The sequence below is a fragment of the Paraburkholderia sabiae genome, from assembly GCF_030412785.1.
GTDB classification, from domain to species: Bacteria; Pseudomonadota; Gammaproteobacteria; order Burkholderiales; family Burkholderiaceae; genus Paraburkholderia; species Paraburkholderia sabiae.
The window spans coordinates 2,694,958-2,714,400 of the sequence record NZ_CP125295.1 but is presented as its reverse complement, the minus strand read 5'-3'; the positions used below and the strand labels follow the sequence as shown (position 1 = coordinate 2,714,400).

Here is a 19,443-nt window from a genome sequence, read left to right as displayed (position 1 = left end):
CCCGGGACATGACTGTCGGATTCCGCCTACGCACGTGTGTTTCAACTCAAGATACTCATCAATATCGACAAGAGTGGCCTCGCTTCCGTTACGCGTGACGGAGACTGCGAACAGCATGGCGAAGCGGGGCCGCGCGAAGTCAGAAGATATCAGAGCCGAGTCTTTCTCATCTGGTGAGCGGGGTATTCACAATATTCCGTGGCGACCCTTGAATATATGCAGTCACGTTGTCCATGAGTTGGTCGGCGAGGGACTGGATAGCCTCCTCGCTTGCCCACGCGACGTGCGGCGTGAGAATGAATGCGGGATGATTCAAAATCTCATTCAGCGGATTGTCGGCCGGCAAAGGTTCCTGTGTGACTACATCGAATCCCGCGCCGGAGATTTGATTCGACATAAGTGCTCGAACGAGCGCGCGTTCATTGACGAGGCCACCACGTGCGGTGTTGATAAGAAGCGGACGACGCTTCATCTTCGCGAATTCAGCATGGCTGATAAGGTCACGGGTCGCATCGTTGACCGGGCAGTGCAGCGTAATGATGTCGGACTCTTCCAGGACCTTCTCGAAAGGCGTGTACAGCGTCCCCATATCATCGCGACCCTTGTATGCCGAAAACAGCACCTTAAGCCCCAGCGCTCTTCCGATGTCGGCCGTTGCTTTCCCCAGTGCACCATCTCCAATGACGCCAAGGGTTGAGCCTGTCAAATCCCTGATAGGGTAGTCGAAAAAGCAGAACTGCCCGGATTCCTGCCAACGCCCTGCTTGTACTGCAGAGCGATAGGCTGCGAGGCTGCGGCGCAGCGAGAAAATCAGTGCGAACGTGTGTTCGGGAACCGTGTGCACGGCATAGTCGCGGACATTGGTTACAGTAATGCCATGTTTGTCGCACGCAGCTAGATCCACATTATCCGTTCCGGTCGCTGCAATCGCGATGAGTCTAAGGTTTTTTGCCTGTTCAAGGGCCTCGGCGCTCAGCTTCACTTTATTTGTAATGACGATATCGGCCTCCTGGATTCGCTGGGCCACCTCGTCGGAACTCGTAGAGTCATGGACGGTAAGGGTGTGAAGAAAGGGCAACTCTTTGAGTGTTGTCGTGGGCGGAATCGTCATGCGGTCCAGGAAGACCACTCGCAAAGAAGAGGATGACAGGGACATGTTCACTGAGAAAAGAATGCTTCAGGTTCGAGACACTGTCCTCAAATAACACATCAAATCGGCGGGGCGCTCAGGGCCCGGACCCTGAAGAAGGGTGCGAAGCCGACTCGGCTGGCAGTTAAGGTACAGCGGAGAGGAGGCCGGTTGCCTGCTTATCTCACTGGCAAAGCAGCGAATAGCAACTGACCCGGCGCCACGGTAGCGGCGACGTCGAGGCAGTGTCAAGGATGCTGGTCCCGACATAGAAGCGTTCTATACCCCGTAGTTGAAAACAGTATTTCCAGTTGGTTGAGGTTCTCTTGTAGATTCGGAGCACATAGCAGAAAAAGCCTCCTCAACCAGGCACGGAGACATTCATGTATCACCAGATCTACAACCCTCTCGGGCAGTCCATTGGCGCGTCCGCTGCTGCTGCTGCGCTTCCGCTCGTGGTCCTGTTTGTGCTTCTCGGCATCTTCAAGGTTCAAGCTCGATGGGCCGCTTTGTGTGCACTCCTGTGCTCATTGGCGGTCGCAGTATTTGTTTATCAGATGCCGTACGTTCAAACGGCTAGTACCGCAGCGTTGGGTGCGTCGACGGGGTTCTTTCCAATCATCTGGATAGGAATCAACGCAATTTGGGTCTTCAAGCTCACGCAGACGAGTGGTCACGACGTGGTTTTGCGAAATTGCCTTTCGCAGGTGAGCCCAGACACGCGTGTGCAGGCGGTGCTCATCGCTTTCTGCTTCGGTGGTCTACTCGAATCCTTGGCAGGGGGCGGAGCACCAGTCGCAATTTGCGCGGTGATGCTCATTGCGGTCGGGTTGGACCCGGTGAAAGCAGCTGCAATCTGCCTTCTCGCGGATACAAGTCCTGTTGCGTTTGGTTCGCTAGGTTTGCCGATTTCCCTTCTTTCAAAGGTCACCAGTCTGCCGGTTCAGTCGCTCAGCATGATGGTCGGACGCCAGACACCACTTCTCGCCATGTTTGTTCCTCTGATTCTCATTGTCGTGGCAGACGGTAAGCGCGGCGTGAAAGAGGTGTGGCCGTTGGCGCTCCTGGCTGGAGCCGTCTTCGCGTCCGCGCAATGCATCGGCTCGGCGTTCCTCCCGCTCGAACTAGTCGACATCGTTTCGGCTCTCTCGGCGACCGGTGCAGCCCTGCTCTTCCTGAAAGTGTGGCAACCCAGGTCGACGTCGCAGGTCGAAAGCAAGGGTCAACTTGCAAGCGCAAAAACCGGGGAGATGACACCTTCCTGGGCCATCCCCTCGGCCGCGGGTGTGCCGGCAATGGCCGCATCGGCTGCTGGCGTCTCGGTAGAGTCGCGCCTCAACCGCGAGGAAGCGACCTTCGGGAGGACCGGGTCGGGCAACGCGGGCGGAGCCGGAGTTACCGCTGCCAAATATCCGACTTACAGCGCATTGGAGATTTTCCGAGCGTTGGCCCCGTACCTGGTCATTATCGGCCTCGTCGCCCTCATGCAAGTGAAGTGGATTGGCCATGCATTTGGTTCCGCTACATCGAGCTTCGACTGGCCGTTCCTTGACATCATGACGGCGAGCGGGAAGCATGTGAGCACAAAAGCCAAGTTCGAATGGCTTGCTTCTGCGGGGTCGATTGTCTTGTTGGCCGGCCTCATCGTTGGTCCGATTCTCGGCCTCTCTTTCAAACAATCTTTGTCGGCGTACAAGGCTACGCTTCACCAACTGCGGTGGGCTGTGTTCACCGTCTGCTGTGTCGTCGGCGTTGCCTACGTGATGAACTACTCCGGGCAAGTCATCACGCTCGGCATCTTCGCGGCAAACGCTGGTCCCGCCTTCGCCTTCGTATCTCCAGTGCTGGGTTGGATTGCAACGGCACTGACCGGATCCGATACATCGGCAAATGCGCTGTTCGGCGTGTTGCAAACGACCACGGCACAGCACACCGGCCTCTCACCCATCCTGCTGGCAGCAGCAAACTCCTCCGGTGGTGTTGTCGGCAAAGCAATTTCGCCTCAGAACCTGGCAATCGCCGCGGTAGCGGTCGGCATGGCTGGAAAAGAAGGGCTTCTCTTCCGACGTGTCTTCGGCTGGACGCTTCTCATGATTGTCGGCATGAGTATCCTTGTATATCTGCAGTCCACAAACCTCCTCGGCTGGATGGTGCCGTGAGCGGGGCGCACTTTGGACTCTTCCAGGAATTTGACTATGACTTACCCACTCGACGATATCCTTGTTGTTTCGATTGAACAGGCGATTGCTGCGCCGTTGGCTAGCCGTCACCTCGCAGATTGGGGAGCACGGGTCATCAAGATTGAACGTCCCGAAGTCGGTGACTTTGCCCGCCAGTACGACACCGTCATGGGCGGACTGTCCAGCCAGTTCATCTGGGCAAATCGGTCGAAGGAGAGTCTTGCCATCGACATCAAGACCGATGAGGGTAAAGATGCGCTCGAGGAGCTTCTGAAGCGGGCGGACGTATTCATCCAGAACTTGGCTCCTGGTGCTGCCGTGCGCCAAGGGCTCGATGCGAAAAGCATCGTGAGCCGTCACCCGCAAATTATCGCGTGCGATATTTCCGGTTATGGCTCGACTGGCCCATACCAGAAGAAAAAGGCATATGACCTCCTGGTCCAGTGCGAAGCGGGCTTTTTGTCTATCAATGGCACAACCGAGTCGCCGTCGAAATGCGGACTCTCGATTGTCGACATCGCGACTGGTATGTACGCGTTGAATGGCATCCTGATGGGCCTGCATCAACGCGACAAGAGCGGTAAAGGGATGGCTTTTGAAGTGTCACTGTTCGACTCAATGACCGAGTGGATGAGCTATCCGGCGTACTACACGCGGGCAACGAAGAAGCCGATGCCGCGCACCGGTGCTCGGCACGCGACGATCGCGCCGTACGGACCGTTCTCGGTCGGTGACGGTACAACCGTGTTCTTCGGAATTCAGAACGAGCGCGAGTGGAAGAGTTTCTGCAACGTGGTGCTCCAGAACGACGAAGTTGCTATCGACGACCGATTCAAGTCCAATTCGCTTCGACTGCAACACCGTGAGGAGCTTCAAGGCGTGATTGAGTCGCGCTTTGCAGACCTCACGTCCGAAGCGGTCCTTGCGCGCCTGGACGAAGCGGCGATCGCCAATGGCCGAATGAACGATGTCGACGGGCTTATCAATCACGCGCAGGTCTTGGAGCGCGGACGCTATCGTTCGGTAGAGACCGAAGCCGGTTTCCAGGACCTGTTTTTGCCCCCCGTGATCATTCCCGGCGTCGAACCGGTTATGGGTAAGGTCCCTGCGGTGGGGGAGCACAATGAGAAGATTCTGGCCGAGTTGGGATTTTCGTCGAAAAAGACGATTAATGAAGCAGTGGAGAAAGCATGAGCAAGCATCGGCTTCAAACCTCGATGCGCCTCGTTCGTTCCGTTCTGGCCGTCCCGGGGCATCGATACAAAATGGTTCAATCGGCGGCGGCGAGCGCAGCCGATGGCGTGTTTATCGACTTGGAAGATGCGGTCCCTCCGAGCGAGAAGGAAGAAGCTCTTGCAGGTGCCATCAAAGCCATCAACGAGTTGGATTGGGGACGCAAGGTCGTCACGGTCCGGGTCAATTCCTTCGATGGGAAGGTTGTCGACGACGAAATCAAAGCCTTGAAGAGTGCCGAGCGTCTCGACACCATTCTGATTCCAAAAGTTGAGCGCGTTGAGACGCTCCGCCAGGCAGAAGATTTGATTGCCAACCAGGCCAGCGGTTGTAAGGACCTCGGTCTGGAAGCACTCATCGAGACAGCGGGTGGTCTCGCTAATGTTGACGCCATCGCGGCGGCTCGCGGTCGTTTGGTTGGTCTTCACTTTGGGGTCGGTGATTTTTCGGCATCCATCGGCGCGCGGAACGTCGAAGTAGGCGGGACGCATGTGGGCTACGCAGTTACCCGACGCGACGAGGTCGGCAATTATGCGACCGTGACGCAAGACCTCTGGGGCTACCCGATGATGCGTATCCTGGTTGCGGCTCGCGCAAACGGATTGCGTGCTGTTGACGGACCTTTCGGTGGGTTTCGAGACCTCGTACTGACGAGGTCGACGGCACTCAAAGCGGCGGCGATGGGATACGACGGGAAACAGGTCATCCACCCGGCACAGATTGAGGTCACGCAGGCCGCCTTTACGCCGACGCCTGAAGAGGTTAGCCAGGCGCAAGCAATGGTTAGCGCGATGGAGGAGGCCGAGGCACAAGGGTTGGCTGCAGTCTCCGTCAACGGCAAGATGGTCGACTACGCCAACGTAAGAATGGCGCGCCGCATTCTTCTGATGGCTGAGGCTGAAGCATAGGGATTGGTGTAGGAGAGCGCAAAGTGTATTCTGGCGCTCTCTGGGTCGTTGCCTCTCAATCATGGACGTTAAGCAACTACGATACTTCTCCGCAGTGGTCGAGGCTGGCAGCCTGTCCAAGGCAGCGCTGAAGCTCGCCATATCTCAGCCATCGTTGAGCCACTTGATAGCGACGATGGAAGAAGACATGGGCGTCGAACTTCTTCTGAGAAGTCCATCTGGCGTTCGACCTACTGATTCCGGTACCACGCTCTATCGACATGCGAAGACGATACTGAGACAGTTCGACCAGATGCGAGACGAAGTCTCTCTCGGATGCAGCAACGAGGTTGGCCGCGTGGCGGTTGGCCTGCCGACTAGCATTGCTGCAGTAATCGCCCCGCAACTTTTTGCCGAGTTGAGGGAGAAGTATCCTGGTATCCAGCTGGAATTGTTCGAGAGCATGAGCGGGTACTTGGTGGAGCTTCTTGCAAATGGCCGCCTCGATATGGCGGTGCTTTTTCGAGACGTTGAAACAACGGGAATCACGGTCATCCCGCTAATCAACGAAAATCTTTCTTTGTATGGTCTCGCAAAAATCGGGAAACGAAAGTCTGCTACGGTTCGCCTGCGAGATCTCGATCGCGTACCGCTTGTCCTTCCCACGAAATCCAGTGGCCTCCGGCTGCTCGTTGAACGAGTGTTCGCACGGGAAGGCGTCGAGCTAAACACGGTCGGCGACATCGACTCCCTTCCGACAATGCTTTCCGTGGCCGCGCAAGGTGCAGTGGGTACCATTCTCTCAAGCGCTTTGAGCAAGCTCCCTATCGCTGCGATGCCTTTTCGAATGATTGTCGAACCAGAGCTATCACGTACAGTCAGCCTTTGCATCCCCAATGCCATGCCACAGAATGCAGCTTCGAGAGCTGTCCAGCGAACAATCGAGAGCCTGATTCATCAGCACTCGGGGTTATGGAAGCAAAGTTCGACCGTGTAAATCCGAGAGCCTGCGTCGGTGGAATCCATCCACCCGTCGCTCTGGCGTGCGTCCCAACTGGCAAGCGGTCACGGTCGCGTCGGGACACCGCCGCAAAGGCACGGGTCGGGCCAACATCAGTCATCGGATCGTGCTCGACGGAGGTCAGTCAAGCGTCACCTTTGCGGTTGATATCGGGCATACAAACTCAAATCCAATGGTCGCGTACAGACTGCGTTCGGTTGTCTGTCTACGCGCGACTCGCCAGATAATCGACGAGTCGTTGCGCTGCCGGCTGTAACGACTCCAGGTTTCTGAAGCACACGACGAACCGGCGTTCCGCCCAGTCGTCGGTCAGCTTTATCACTTTTACACCGAGCACGGGCCGATAGGTTTCGGCCACTTCGACCGGGATTACGCTAATACCCAGCCCCGCAGCGACCACCCGAAACGCTGCGTCGAAGCTCGACACAATTACCCGATACGACAGCGTCTTGCCAGCGCTCGCCGCCGCCCGTTGAAGCATGGTATGGACAGCCGTTGTCGGCAGCAGGCCGACATGCTCGTAGTCGAAAGTCTGATCGAAGCTGAGCACGGGTTCGTTCGCGAGTGGATGGTCCGGATGCACGGCGAGCGCCAGCCGGTCTCGCCGATATGGAACGTGCTGTAAGCCTTGCAGGTTTACGTTGTCCCAGCACACTCCGACGCTCGCCGCGCCCTCGCGCAATTGGCGCACAAGGTCCGACGAAAGGCGTTCCTCCACATCCACACGGATGTTTGCGTTCCCGGGCTCGCGCATGAACGCTGCAATGTCGTCGAGCAAGGCCTCCGCGATCGCCGAGGCTGACGCGCAAATGCTCACGCGGCCCTTCAGCCCGCCACCAAACGCCGCGACATCGCTCTCGATGCGCTCGATGGTGAACAGAATGCTGCGCGCATGCTCGAGCAACGCACTGCCCGCTCCGGTGGGTTCAACGCCACGTCGTGAACGCGACAGCAGCGGCACGCCCAGATCGGTTTCGAGTTGGGCGATACGTTTGCTGATCGCCGACGGCTCGATGTGCGCTTCCTCTGCCGCCCGCGCGATATTGCGGTGGTCGCACACGGCCACGAAAAGCCGCAACGTTTTCAGATCGATGTCACGCACGGTTTCTCCACGCAGACGTTCCGACTCGGAAGGATAGAGGTTCCAAAATACCGCTTTAATGTTTCTCGGGAAGCTCTAAAGTTAGCACAACGCCAGCGATTCAACGACCGGCGAATTCACGGAGACAGTCATGTCCTTATTCCCCACCGACGTCGTCATACGCGAAGTCGGCTTGCGCGACGGTCTGCAAAGCATCCAGCGCACTGTGCCGACGGAACGCAAGATCGAATGGATACGCGACGCCTACGCCGCCGGTCAGCGTGAGATCGAGGTCGGCTCATTCGTGCCGGCGCGCCTGTTGCCGCAACTCGCGGATACGGCTGAACTGGTCGCCTTCGCCAAAACGCTGCCCGGCCTTTTGGTCTCCGTGCTCGTGCCGAATCTGAAGGGCGCCGAGCGCGCGCTCGAATCCAACGCCGATCTGCTGCTCATGCCGCTGTCGGCCAGCCGCGAACATAGTCTCGCCAATCTCCGCAAGACACCGGACGAAGTGATCGCCGAAGTGGCGCGCATTCGTGCTGCTCGTGATGCCGCCGGGGCAAAAACGCTCATTGAAGGCGGTATCGGCACCGCGTTCGGCTGCACGATCCAGGGGCGCGTCGAAGAAAGTGAAGTGCTGCGCTGCATGCAGGCATTGCTGGATGCGGGCGCCGACCGCGTGAGCATCGCGGATACCGTCGGCTACGCGGGGCCGCGCGCGGTACGCGCCCTTTTCGAAAAGGCGCGCCGCGTTGCCGGTGAGCGCTTCTGGTGTGGCCACTTCCACGACACGCGCGGTCTCGCGCTCGCCAATGTCTATGCCGCGCTCGAAACAGGCGTCGCGCGCTTCGACGCAACACTCGCAGGCATTGGCGGATGTCCGCACGCACCCGGTGCGAGCGGCAATGCATCGAGTGAAGACCTCGCATTCATGCTGGCCGATATGGGCATTGAAACCGGCATCGACATTTATGCCTTGCTGCGGCTGCGTGCCAGGGTCGCGCAATGGCTCGAAGGCGAAACATTGCATGGCGCGCTATGGCGCGCCGGACTGCCAAAAACTTTCGCGTGCGACGCGGCAAGCAGCGCGCTAACTGTCTGAGATCAGAAACGATGACTACTCACGCAAGACTCCCTCTCGATGGCGTGCGCGTCGTCGAATTTACCCACATGGTCATGGGACCGACGTGCGGCATGATTCTCGCCGATCTCGGCGCGGAAGTGATCAAGGTCGAGCCGCCCGGCGGCGACAAAACACGCAAGCTGCCGGGGCTTGGTATCGGCTTTTTCCGCACGTTCAATCGCAACAAGAAAAGCGTCGTGCTGGACATCAACACGCCGGAAGGCATCGAGACCGCTATCCAACTGATCGGCAACTGCGACGTGATGCTGGAAAACTTCCGTCCTGGCCTGATGCAAAAGCTCGGCCTCGACTACGACACGCTGGTGAAGCGCTATCCGCGTCTGATCTATGTGTCGCACAAGGGCTTTCTGCCCGGACCGTACGAGAAGCGCCTTGCGCTGGATGAAGTCGTGCAGATGATGGGCGGGTTGTCGTACATGACGGGGCCCGTGGGACGACCGCTGCGGGCGGGAACATCGGTCAACGACATCATGGGCGGCATGTTCGGTGCGATCGGCGTGCTCGCTGCGCTGCGCGAACGCGATTTCACCGGACGCGGCCAGGAAGTGCAAAGCGCACTCTTCGAGAACTGCGTGTTCCTCAGCGCGCAGCACATGCAGCAATACGCGATGACGAAGGAAGCACCGCCGCCGATGCCCTCGCGTGTTTCGGCGTGGAGTGTCTATGACGTGTTCACGCTCGCCAATAATGAGCAGCTGTTCATCGGCGCGGTAAGCGACAAGCAGTTCATCACCCTTTGCGACGTCCTCGGCCGCCCGGATATCGCCGCCGAGCCGCGCTTCGCGGATAACGCGTTGCGCGTCGCAGTGCGGCCCGAGTTGCTCGAGGTGCTTGGCGCCATACTCAAGGATCACCGCGCGGACGAACTGGCGGCAAAGCTGGAAGCGGCCGGGATTCCTTATGCGCCGATCGTGCGCCCCGAGCAACTGCTCGATGACCCGCATCTCAAGGCAAGCGGCGGTCTCGTACCCATGGAAGCTGACGACGGCACGACGACCGACGTTGTGCTCCTGCCGCTGACGATGGGCGGCCGCCGCCCTGGCGTGCGGCAGGCACTCGCGCGAGTCGGCGAACATACCCAGGAGATTCTTTCGCGCCTGACGAAGCGAGCCACGGCATGACGATCTACAGCATCAGCGGTGAAAATCCTCAACTCACCGAATCCGCGTGGGTCGCACCACAGGCGGTCGTGATCGGCCGGGCGGAGCTGGCCGCGCGCACGAGCGTCTGGTTCAACGCCGTCATCCGGGCGGACAACGAGCCAGTCAAGATCGGCGAAGGAAGCAATGTACAGGAAGGCGCCGTGCTTCATACCGATCCGGGCTTTCCCATGGATATCGCCGCGAACGTGACGATTGGTCATCAGGCGATGCTCCATGGCTGCACTGTTGGCGAAGGCTCGTTGATTGGCGTACAGGCGGTCATCCTGAATGGCGCTGTCATCGGCAAGAACTGTCTGGTGGGCGCGGGCGCCGTGGTGACCGAGGGCAAGGTTTTTCCCGACCGCTCGCTCATTGTTGGCGCTCCGGCGAAAGTCGTACGCGAACTGACCGACGAACAGGTCGCGAGCCTGCTGGAGAACGCCGCCGACTACGTACGCCGGGCCGATGTCTACCGGCGCCAGCTCGATCAGGTGGGCTGAGCCTGTCATTCAATTGCGGAGAAGTAGATGGCTGATCTGTTTGAAAACCCGATGGGCCTGATGGGATTCGAGTTTGTCGAATTCGCCTCGCCCACGCCCAACACGCTGGAACCCGTGTTCGAAAGCATGGGCTTTACGCTGGTCGCGCACCATCGCTCGAAAGATGTTGTTCTGTATCGCCAGGGGGATATCAACTTCATTGTCAATCGCGATCCAGGCAGCCCGGCGGCATACTTCGCGGCCGAGCATGGCCCGTCCGCATGCGGTCTCGCGTTTCGCGTCAAGGATTCGCATGCAGCCTACGCACGCGCGCTCGAGCTTGGCGCGCAACCGCTCGACATGCCGACAGGTCCGATGGAATTGCGTCTGCCCGCAATCCGGGGAATCGGCGGCGCGCCGCTTTATCTGATCGACCGCTTCGAGGACGGCGAGTCGATCTATGACATCGACTTCAGGTTTATCGAAGGTGTCGACCGGCATCCCGTGGGCTATGGCCTGAAGACGGTCGATCACCTGACACACAACGTGTATCGCGGCCGGATGGCATTCTGGGCGCGCTTCTACGAAAAGCTCTTCAATTTCCGTGAGATCCGCTACTTTGACATCTCGGGCGAATATACGGGGCTGACGTCAAAAGCCATGACGGCTCCGGACGGCAAGATCCGTATTCCGCTTAATGAGGAATCGTCGAAAGGCGCGGGACAGATCGAAGAGTTCCTGATGAAGTTCAATGGTGAAGGTATTCAGCACGTCGCGTTGCTCAGCGACGATCTGCCCGCGACCATCGACAGGCTCGCGATGGCCGGTGTCCCGCTGATGTCAGCGCCGAGCGAAACATACTACGAGATGCTCGAAGAGCGTCTGCCGGGGCACGGCGAGCCTGTGCACGAACTGCAGACGCGCGGCATCCTGCTCGATGGCAGCACGGCGGGCGAGAAGCCGCGTCTGTTGCTGCAGATTTTCTCCGACACCCTGCTTGGACCCGTCTTCTTCGAGTTCATTCAGCGCAAGGGCGATGATGGCTTCGGCGAAGGCAACTTCAAGGCGCTGTTCGAGTCGATCGAGCGCGATCAGATCCGCCGGGGCGTCGTCGGACAGACGAGCTAGACGTTTCTTGGCCGCGGTCGACATCGCGGCCTGTCACTACGGCAGACGGAAAACATAAAAATACCGTCGCTACCGCTGTATTCAGGAGACACACATGCAGCCCTCTGCTACGGCGGATTCGCATCCGCTCATACCCCCCGTCATTGACGTCGACGCAACGCCCCGTGCAGCGATTGCCGCTCGCATCGACCGACTGCCGATCACCCGGCATCTCTGGATGCTGGTTTTTCTGATCTCGCTCGGTGGTTTTTTCGAGGTTTACGACCTGATCTTTACGGGATACATCGCGCCCGGTATGGCGAAGAGCGGACTTCTTCAGACGACCACTCACGCATTTTTCGGCTTCACGGGTATTGCTGGGTTTATCGCTGCCACGTTTGCGGGTCTTTTCGTCGGTACCTTCGGATTGGGCTGGATGCCGGATCGCTACGGTCGCCGCGCCGTGTTCACGGTCTCGCTGCTGTGGTATTCGATCGGCTCGGCAATCATGGCATTTCAGACGACGCCTGAAGGCGTCATCCTTTGGCGGTTCATCACAGGGATCGGCGTCGGCGTCGAGATCATCACGATCGACAGCTACGTGACCGAGCTCGTCCCTCAGCACATGCGCGGACGTGCGATGGCATTCAACCAATGCGTGATGTTTGCGGCCGCCCCTGTGGCTGCCATTCTCTCGTACTGGCTGGTTCCGACGACGGCATTTGGGATCGACGGATGGCGGGTTGTCGTCCTTGCGGGATCAGTAGGCGCGGTGCTGGTGTGGTTCATTCGGCGCGCGGTGCCCGAGAGCCCGCGGTGGCTGGCCATGCAGGACAGGATTGAGAAGGGCGACAGCATTGTGCGCAGGATCGAGGCCATCGTGGAGCGCCAGTCGGGCGGACCGCTGCCACCACCATCGCCCGCCGTCGAACTGCCGGTGCATCGCCGCGCATCGCTTGCGGAGCTGTGGCAGCCCCCGTACCGCTCGCGTCTGATCATGTTGATCGTCTTCAACTTTTGCCAGGCGATCGGCTATTACGGCTTCGCGAACTGGGTGCCCACGCTGCTGATCGGCCAGGGGATCACCGTGACGAAGAGCTTGCTTTACTCATTCATCATCGCCTTTGCGATGCCCCTTGGACCGCTGCTGGCAATGACTTTTGCCGACCGGATCCAGCGCAAGTACCTGATCGTCGCGGGCGCATTGGTTGTGATCGTGTGTGGACTGATCTTCGGGCAGGTTAAAGGTGTGGTTCCGCTTATTGTCCTCGGCGTACTGATCAGCTTTGCCGGTCAGACCATCTCCGTGTGCTTTCACGCCTACCAGGCCGAACTGTTTCCTACAGCTGTGCGGTGCCGCGCTAATGGCATCGTATATTCGGCCAGTCGCATCGGCGCGATGATGTCAGGTTTTCTGATCGCTTTCCTGCTCAGGGACTTCGGCGTATCCGGAGTATTCGCGGGCATTACGGCTTGCATGCTTGCGGTAGTGATCTCGATCGGCATGTTCGGGCCGAAGACCAATGGTTTGCGTCTTGAGGAGTTGAACCATTGATCGACTGGCGTTCGATAGGGCCGTAAATATTCAGGAACTCGACTCGCGGCGTTCAGACAGGCGTGCAGCCGTGCGCGCCACATGTCCACGTCGGCTCACGTCCTGCAAATTCGTGAGCTGTTAGCCCGGCACCGCCGGGCACTTTTTTGAGCGATGAGAGCGATGAGAGCGATGAGAGCGATGAGAGCGATGAGAGCGATGAGAGCGATCAGGCGGCGGTTGTATCTTTGCGTGAGCGGGAGCCCGGTTGCGTCAAGCCCAAGTTCAGTCAACTCATTGCTCGTGCGACACCTCCTCGGGGCAAGCTAGCTGTAGCAGCCAATCGGGCGAGGAAAAATCCGTTGGGCGGGAATCAGATAAGGCGTACGTCCTGTCAATCCGCACAAGGGCGAACACCAGGAGATAGACCGTGAATCAACCGCATAACGAACCCTCTCATCCGGCACGAATGATTCGCTTCGAGGGACGGGTGCTGTTCCTGTCGCAGGACGCCTCTGTGATTGAGCGCCAACTACAGGGCGAGGACGTGAGCCTGGAGGAGGCGGGACCGTTGCGTAGCGATGTCTCGACGGACGAGATTACACCCGCCTACATCTGCTATCACTACAACGAGCAACTGGGTGAATATCCTTACCTTGGTCTCGAATGCTCCGGACGGCGGCCCGTGAAGCAGGGGGCAGTGAAGGCTGGCAATTTCCTGGTTACGGTGGCGGGTCGGCGCTATGGCAAGGGCTCTTCGCGAGAGGCGAGCCCATTTGCGGAATGGTGCGCGGGAGTCCGTCTTGTCATCGCGGAAAGCTTTGAGCGCATCTATCGGCAGAATTGTCGCAACCTCGGCATGCTCACGTCGACGGACTTCGGCCTGATTGAGCGCATCCGTCGGGGCGAGGAGATATCGCTTGATGAATTTACGCGGGGCGAAGACGAGCTGACTGCCGAACTGATCCGGCGAGGTGGGCTGTTCAGGCTAACGGAAGCGCGACGTGCTGGCTGGCGGCTACCCATGCCGACAGTTCCCGTTCGCCCGATGACCTACGCAGAAAAAGTCATTGCCAGGGCGAGCGGTTCCCGCCATGTGGCGACCGGGCAAAGTGTATTCGCGAAGACGGACTGGCGTTATGCGCACGAGTATGTCTCTCCGATGTCCATCAGTTTCCTGCAACGCGAATGCGGCGACGACATCAAGCTCCATGATCCGCATTCGATCATCTGTTTTTCCGATCACCTGACTTTCATTCACCGAAGCATGCCGCCAGAGCGACGCGCGCTGGGTTTGCTCGATCTGGCACAGCGGCTCGGGGAGGTTCAGGCAGCCTTTTGCGAGGAGTACGGCCTGCGTCATCATGGATTTCTGGCAGATCGAGAAGGCTCTGAAGGCATCAGCCATTCCATCATGGCAGAGCGCTATGTCGAACCTGGTCAGCTCGCGGTCGGCACCGATTCTCATACGCCTCACTGCGGCGCGCTGGGTGCGCTAGCGTTCGGGATCGGCGCCACCGAGATGGCGAATGCGTGGCTCACGGGTGATGTGCGTGTGAAGGTACCGGAGACCTGCCGCGTCAACCTGACGGGCGAACTGCCGCCGGGCGTCGAAGCGAAAGATATCGTGCTGCATCTGCTGCGGCTGCCTTACGTGAGAGAGGGGCGGGCGATCGGTCAGGTGTTCGAATACGCGGGCGATGCAGTAGCGCGGCTGACGACAGATGAGCGCGCGACACTGACAAACATGGTCGCTGAAATCGGTGGATTTACCGGCATCGTCGTACCCGACAGGGAGACGCAACGCTTCCTGCGAGAGCGCAGGGGCATCGAATTCAAGATCGAACCCTGGATGTACAGCGATCCCGATGCGCAGGTCGCGCACACAATCGAAGTGGACTGCTCACGGCTGGAACCGATGCTTGCCAGCCCGGGGGATCCGGGACGAGGCCTGATGGTTTCGGAACTGGGCAAAATCGTCAAAGTGGATATCGCTTATGGCGGCTCGTGTACGGGCGGAAAGCGCGAGGACCTCAGGCGCTGCTACGACGTGATCAGATGGGCGCTGGAGCATGGACTGAAAGTAGCGGAATCGACGCGTTTCATTCTGCAGTTCGGCAGTCAGGACGTTCGGGACTATTGCGTGCGCGAGGGCATGCTCGACATATTCGAGCGCGCGGGTGTTGAACTCATCGAGCCGGGATGCGGCGCATGCGTTAACGCAGGGCCGGGTGTTTCTGAGCGCGCAGACCAGGTGACGGTCAGTGCGATCAATCGCAACTTTCCGGGGCGCTCGGGGCCGGGACAGGTCTGGCTGGCGAGCCCGTCGACCGTTGCGGCGAGTGCAGTCGCCGGCCATATTACGAGCTTCGAACAGTTGCGATTGTCCGCCGGAGGTTGATCTGTAACTTCAGAAAATACCGCGCACCCAACGGATGAAATTGAAAGTTTGGTGCAGGTTGGTCGGCGTCGGCAATTCTCAGATCTGGCAGAAGAGTGCGGCTTTAGGCCACGTAAAGACAGGTGATTCACCGACGCTGCACGATGGTATATATCTGACACGCTACAAGTAATGCAATCCGTTGTCAGCGACGATGAACGGCCACGGTGCCGCGTATCCGGGGGCACGATACAAGGTGCAAGATTGTGAAGCGGTTATTGATCACGACCGTAAGGAAGTATGGCGATGCAACGCAATATATGCAAAGTTGCACTTCGATCTCGGAAAGATTTTATGTGTAACTCGGCCCACTGCAGCAAACGTCTGACGCGGTCGGAGCTTTAGGCTTGGCGACCACCTGTCGTCGTCAAGACGTCCGGATTGATGAGATTGGTCGGCGCACCCTTTTCGAAGGCGATTACATTGTCGAAGGCACCGCCGAAGAAAATTTCGTAAGTATCCTTCTCGACATACCCTAGATGAGGCGAGCAGACCACATTACGCATTGAGAACAACGGGTGCTCAATCGCCGGCTCTTCTTCGTAGGCGTCAACTGCAGCAAATCCCGGTCGACCCGCTTGCAGTGCAGCGGCAAGAGCACCTGTCTCGATCAGATCAGCTCGGCTTGTATTAACCAGTGTTGCAGTCGGCTTCATTGAGGCGAGATCAGCCGCGCTAATCCCCCAACGCGTCTCCGCATTGAGGCGCAAATGCACAGTAAGAACGTCGCTTCGCCGAAAGAAATCCTCCTTGCTTTCGGCGGCTTCGAATCCATCGTCGGCTGCACGAGACAACGAGCCTTCGCGTCCCCAGATGAGGACGCGCATCCCGAACGCCTTTCCGTACCCAGCCACGATCTTCCCAATTGATCCGTAGCCGAGGATGCCAAGGGTGCGCCCACGCAAGCTAGTACCGATCGTTTCTCGCTGCCATTTGCCCGCTCGCGCATTCGCGACCTCTTGCGGGAGGCGACGAGCCGAAGCCAGCACAAGCGCCCAGGTCAGTTCTGCTGGAGCGTACGAACTACCGCCACTCGCCGCGACCGCAATTCCTCGCCGCGTGCAAGCTTCTATATCAATGTGCGTAACACCTTTGCCGGTTTGACTAATGAGCCGCAGGTTCGGCAGGCGGCTAAGCAGCGCCTCGTCAATGATCGAGCGCTCGCGGATCGGCACCAGTACATCGGCGTGCTTGAGGCGCGCCGCGAGATGATCGATGTTCTTGACGAGGTCCGTGTAAATGTCCACTTGGTGGCCCGACAGTATGCTAAGAGCATCAAGATCCCGCACTGCATCCTGATAGTCGTCCGGAATAGCTATTCGCAGCGGCCGAGGAAGGTTGGTTTTTTGATCCATGATTAACTCACTTCGCGGGTTCAATGAGTTTTGCCTTAAATTTGTGCGGGATGTACATGTATCCATGTCTCGGCAAGGTTTCGGTCAAGCGAGACTTTTGTCTACATACCCATCAAGGAAAGTGCAGGGGACGTCGTGCACGCCGAGACTTAACTCCCGCAGACCCGCGAACGGGATTCAATCGGTCCGGAATATCGTGAGGTATTGATCATCACCGCCGAAGCATCGAGTCACGAAAAAGGGTGCATCGACGTGCCGTAGTTCCGACACAGCATTTTCATCGTGTGTGATTATATTCGTGTCTGACAATCAGTCAAGTGCTCATTCGGCAGCAGAACTGGATGAACAACGTCGTTGACACATACAGAGTCGTGAATAGAGCCGAAAAAAAGCCCGCTATAGCGGGCAAAAATCTCCTGGAGAAATGGAGGAAACTGAACCGACGGTCGGCACGATGGGCCGCAATCCGGCCGTCGGAGGTATTCGGATTCCGCCTACGCTTGAGATGTTCCTTCCTCGGCAGTTCTAGTAACGAAGCTCGGCTCCTAAACGTAAGGCGTCACGGCATCTGTGAGTTTTTCGCTCGATGCGTTTATGCCATGAATGGCGGGATCATTGATCGTATTGAGCGCCGAACTTGAGACACGGGCGAACTCGACTTCACGATCGAAATTTCGCATCAACGCGACATAGATCGTTGCCGAGATGAATAGCCCGACAGAAAAAGCGATGTCCGCCTTGTCCAGGAGGATGGCAAATGGACCCGTGTATAGAGAGGTACTGAAGAACGGGATCATTGCCAGAAAGCCGAAAGCGTAGCTAATGATGCCGGCTTCGTTCCACCGCCCATACATTCCACCATTTGACTGCATGATGTCCGAAATCGAATAGATGCCACGCCTCACGAAATAGTAGTCCGTAAGGTTGACGGCAGTCCAAGGTATGAGGAAGTAGCCGAGAATACTCAGAAATGCCGAGAATGAATCAAGAATGTTGGGCGGCATCAAGAGCACGGCGGCGATAGCCAACGCGCCACCGCAGACGATCGTGAAAGCACGAAGGCTGACCGTCGATTTCAATGGGCGAAATGCCTCGGCAGCACTCAGCAGCGCGACGGTGCCGCTATACAGTGTGATCGCACAGGTGATGAGGCAGGAGACTGCTGCCACAATCATCGTGGCAACGCCCAAGCCGAAGCCAAAGCTGTCGCCCAAATGTCGGATCGAAGCGATGACATCAGTATTCGGGAATGCGACCGAGAGTGCGGCGCCCAGGCTTTCCAGCCAGATTGCGGAAACCGACGTTCCGCAGAAAACCGCCGCGGATACTGCAGAACCGCGCGTTCTCGTTGGCAGATACCTGGTGTAGTCGGACACGATTGGGGCGATGGCGATCTGATAGGTAGCCGCCGCCCCGAACTGGGCGAGGAATGGCACCAATGCGAAGTGATGTTGCGACAACATTGAGCGGATCGGCAGAACCACGGAGGCCGCGATCGTCAGCAAGACCAAGTTGATCAGTGTCGCGTAGGAGGCAAACTTCTCAAAGCGCAGAACGAGCCGATAGCCGATCGTCGCGATCGCCATCGCTGTGATTCCGAATGCGATTTGAACGAGTGACGGGTGACTGATCCGCGTAACGTCGACAAAGGATTGTGCGCCTGTCTGGATGAAAAACACAGCGAACCCGAAATTGCATAGCATCGCGGCGAGCAAGGGAATGATGGCGCCGCGTGAGCCGAACTGCACACGTGACTGGATCATTTGGGGTAACCCCATTCGGGGGCCTTGGGCGCCGTGAAAGGCCTGGAAAAGTGTGCCGAATACAGTCCCTATGACTATGGCGGCTAACGTCCACGGAAGGTCCAGCTTGTACAGTGGGCCGACGGCGCCGGTAAATAGCGTGATGAGTGTAGCGTTCATCATGAACCATAGCTGCACCTGATTCATGACGTTGCCGTGTCGCTCCTGTTCGGGTATGAAGTCGAACGAACGAGATTCGATGACACTGGATTGACTCACGGGTACTCCTTTCATCTGGATGTTTTCGGTTGCTTCGTCCATGAGCCGTTTATCGACCGGATGCCTAAATGCCCGCTCAAGAACATCTGATGAGCAGTTCTTTGAACTTAAGCGTGGTCACGGCAAGGTTGGACGTGAGCTTTCCGCAGAGTACGATTGTCAATGTGCATCCACTGCGCTGGACGTGCCACTCGAATACGCCAGGCGTGCCAACTTGCATACGAAAGTATTCTGGAGGTGTCGTCTGCCCTGAGATGGCTGAGGCGCAGATTCAGTACACGTTCGGGGATCGGCAGAGCAAGATGCAAGAACACCGGCGTGCATAAGTTGCGTCGACATATAGATGCAGGTCGTTCGTCCGGAGGGCTGGATCGTCAGCTCGCAATACGCAAAACGGATGTTGAAGACGTTACTTCGCTTCAACTGCCGTCAACGTTACGCCCCTCGCGTGCCGAGTCAACAGCATGACTTCAACCCTCCGGCCAGCCGCATCAACGAACTGTTGCCACGCTGAACTCGCGTGCCTGGCCTTCTCGAGGCTCTTTTGTCTCTACCGACAGAGTCCTATGAACGCGGTGACATGCTCCGAGGCTCGGCGAGCGCATCAATGTGGCCCGGCCAGGCGCTCACGGACGCTTGGCGGAGTCGCTTGTGGGTCAACGCCATAAGGGTTTCACCCAAGGCAGTGAT

At 58.2% G+C, this 19,443-nt stretch carries 14 protein-coding genes; 10 read left to right on the top strand and 4 right to left on the bottom strand.

Annotation, left to right across the window (positions count from 1 at the left end; translation table 11 throughout):
- Nucleotides 1–166 precede the first annotated feature (166 nt).
- Nucleotides 167–1,111, bottom strand: coding sequence for a D-2-hydroxyacid dehydrogenase (locus QEN71_RS12155; RefSeq protein ID WP_290468248.1), 945 nt, complete (start codon nt 1,109–1,111; stop codon nt 167–169).
- A gap of 401 nt (nt 1,112–1,512) precedes the next feature.
- Here QEN71_RS12155 and QEN71_RS12150 point away from each other — a divergent pair, with 401 nt between their 5' ends.
- The 4 genes from QEN71_RS12150 to QEN71_RS12135 all read left to right on the top strand — a co-directional run bounded on the left by QEN71_RS12150 (nt 1,513) and on the right by QEN71_RS12135 (nt 6,426).
- Complete coding sequence (locus QEN71_RS12150) at nt 1,513–3,288, top strand: L-lactate permease (protein WP_201658403.1); 1,776 nt, start codon at nt 1,513–1,515, stop codon at nt 3,286–3,288.
- Between the two features lie 36 nt (nt 3,289–3,324).
- A complete protein-coding gene (locus QEN71_RS12145) occupies nt 3,325–4,503 on the top strand; it encodes a CaiB/BaiF CoA transferase family protein (RefSeq protein WP_201658401.1) in 1,179 nt (392 codons plus the stop codon).
- On the top strand, nt 4,500–5,450 hold the full coding sequence (locus QEN71_RS12140; RefSeq protein ID WP_233472071.1) for an HpcH/HpaI aldolase/citrate lyase family protein: 951 nt from the start codon (nt 4,500–4,502) through the stop codon (nt 5,448–5,450). Before QEN71_RS12145 ends, QEN71_RS12140 begins: the two co-directional genes overlap by 4 nt.
- Before the next feature lie 61 nt (nt 5,451–5,511).
- The gene (locus tag QEN71_RS12135; RefSeq protein ID WP_201658397.1) at nt 5,512–6,426 is read left to right on the top strand and encodes a LysR substrate-binding domain-containing protein; all 915 of its coding nucleotides are present in this window, start codon (nt 5,512–5,514) and stop codon (nt 6,424–6,426) included.
- A 229-nt stretch (nt 6,427–6,655) separates the two neighbouring features.
- Here QEN71_RS12135 and QEN71_RS12130 read toward each other — a convergent pair whose 3' ends face one another.
- A complete protein-coding gene (locus QEN71_RS12130) occupies nt 6,656–7,552 on the bottom strand; it encodes a LysR family transcriptional regulator (RefSeq protein ID WP_201658395.1) in 897 nt (298 codons plus the stop codon).
- A 130-nt stretch (nt 7,553–7,682) separates the two neighbouring features.
- On the opposite strand from QEN71_RS12130, the gene QEN71_RS12125 reads away from it, so the two are divergent.
- The 6 genes from QEN71_RS12125 to QEN71_RS12100 all read left to right on the top strand — a co-directional run bounded on the left by QEN71_RS12125 (nt 7,683) and on the right by QEN71_RS12100 (nt 15,338).
- The gene (locus QEN71_RS12125; RefSeq protein WP_201658392.1) at nt 7,683–8,633 is read left to right on the top strand and encodes a hydroxymethylglutaryl-CoA lyase; all 951 of its coding nucleotides are present in this window, start codon (nt 7,683–7,685) and stop codon (nt 8,631–8,633) included.
- Between the two features lie 11 nt (nt 8,634–8,644).
- Entirely contained in the window at nt 8,645–9,796 is a 1,152-nt protein-coding gene (locus QEN71_RS12120) for a CaiB/BaiF CoA transferase family protein (RefSeq protein WP_201658389.1), read from the top strand.
- Nucleotides 9,793–10,317 (top strand): gamma carbonic anhydrase family protein, encoded by a 525-nt coding sequence (locus QEN71_RS12115; RefSeq protein ID WP_201658386.1) that lies wholly within the window; start codon nt 9,793–9,795, stop codon nt 10,315–10,317. Before QEN71_RS12120 ends, QEN71_RS12115 begins: the two co-directional genes overlap by 4 nt.
- A gap of 27 nt (nt 10,318–10,344) precedes the next feature.
- On the top strand, nt 10,345–11,424 hold the full coding sequence (gene hppD / locus QEN71_RS12110) for a 4-hydroxyphenylpyruvate dioxygenase (RefSeq protein WP_201658382.1): 1,080 nt from the start codon (nt 10,345–10,347) through the stop codon (nt 11,422–11,424).
- A gap of 94 nt (nt 11,425–11,518) precedes the next feature.
- Complete coding sequence (locus QEN71_RS12105) at nt 11,519–12,958, top strand: MFS transporter (protein WP_201658379.1); 1,440 nt, start codon at nt 11,519–11,521, stop codon at nt 12,956–12,958.
- Nucleotides 12,959–13,406: 448 nt separating this feature from the next.
- Nucleotides 13,407–15,338: an aconitase family protein gene (locus QEN71_RS12100; protein ID WP_201658451.1), complete on the top strand. Its 1,932-nt coding sequence runs from the start codon at nt 13,407–13,409 to the stop codon at nt 15,336–15,338.
- Between the two features lie 380 nt (nt 15,339–15,718).
- Here the strand turns inward: QEN71_RS12100 and QEN71_RS12095 are convergent, their stop codons facing one another.
- Entirely contained in the window at nt 15,719–16,702 is a 984-nt protein-coding gene (locus QEN71_RS12095) for a D-2-hydroxyacid dehydrogenase family protein (protein ID WP_201658448.1), read from the bottom strand.
- A 575-nt stretch (nt 16,703–17,277) separates the two neighbouring features.
- The gene (locus QEN71_RS12090; RefSeq protein ID WP_201658376.1) at nt 17,278–18,795 is read right to left on the bottom strand and encodes a purine-cytosine permease family protein; all 1,518 of its coding nucleotides are present in this window, start codon (nt 18,793–18,795) and stop codon (nt 17,278–17,280) included.
- Nucleotides 18,796–19,443 lie beyond the last annotated feature (648 nt).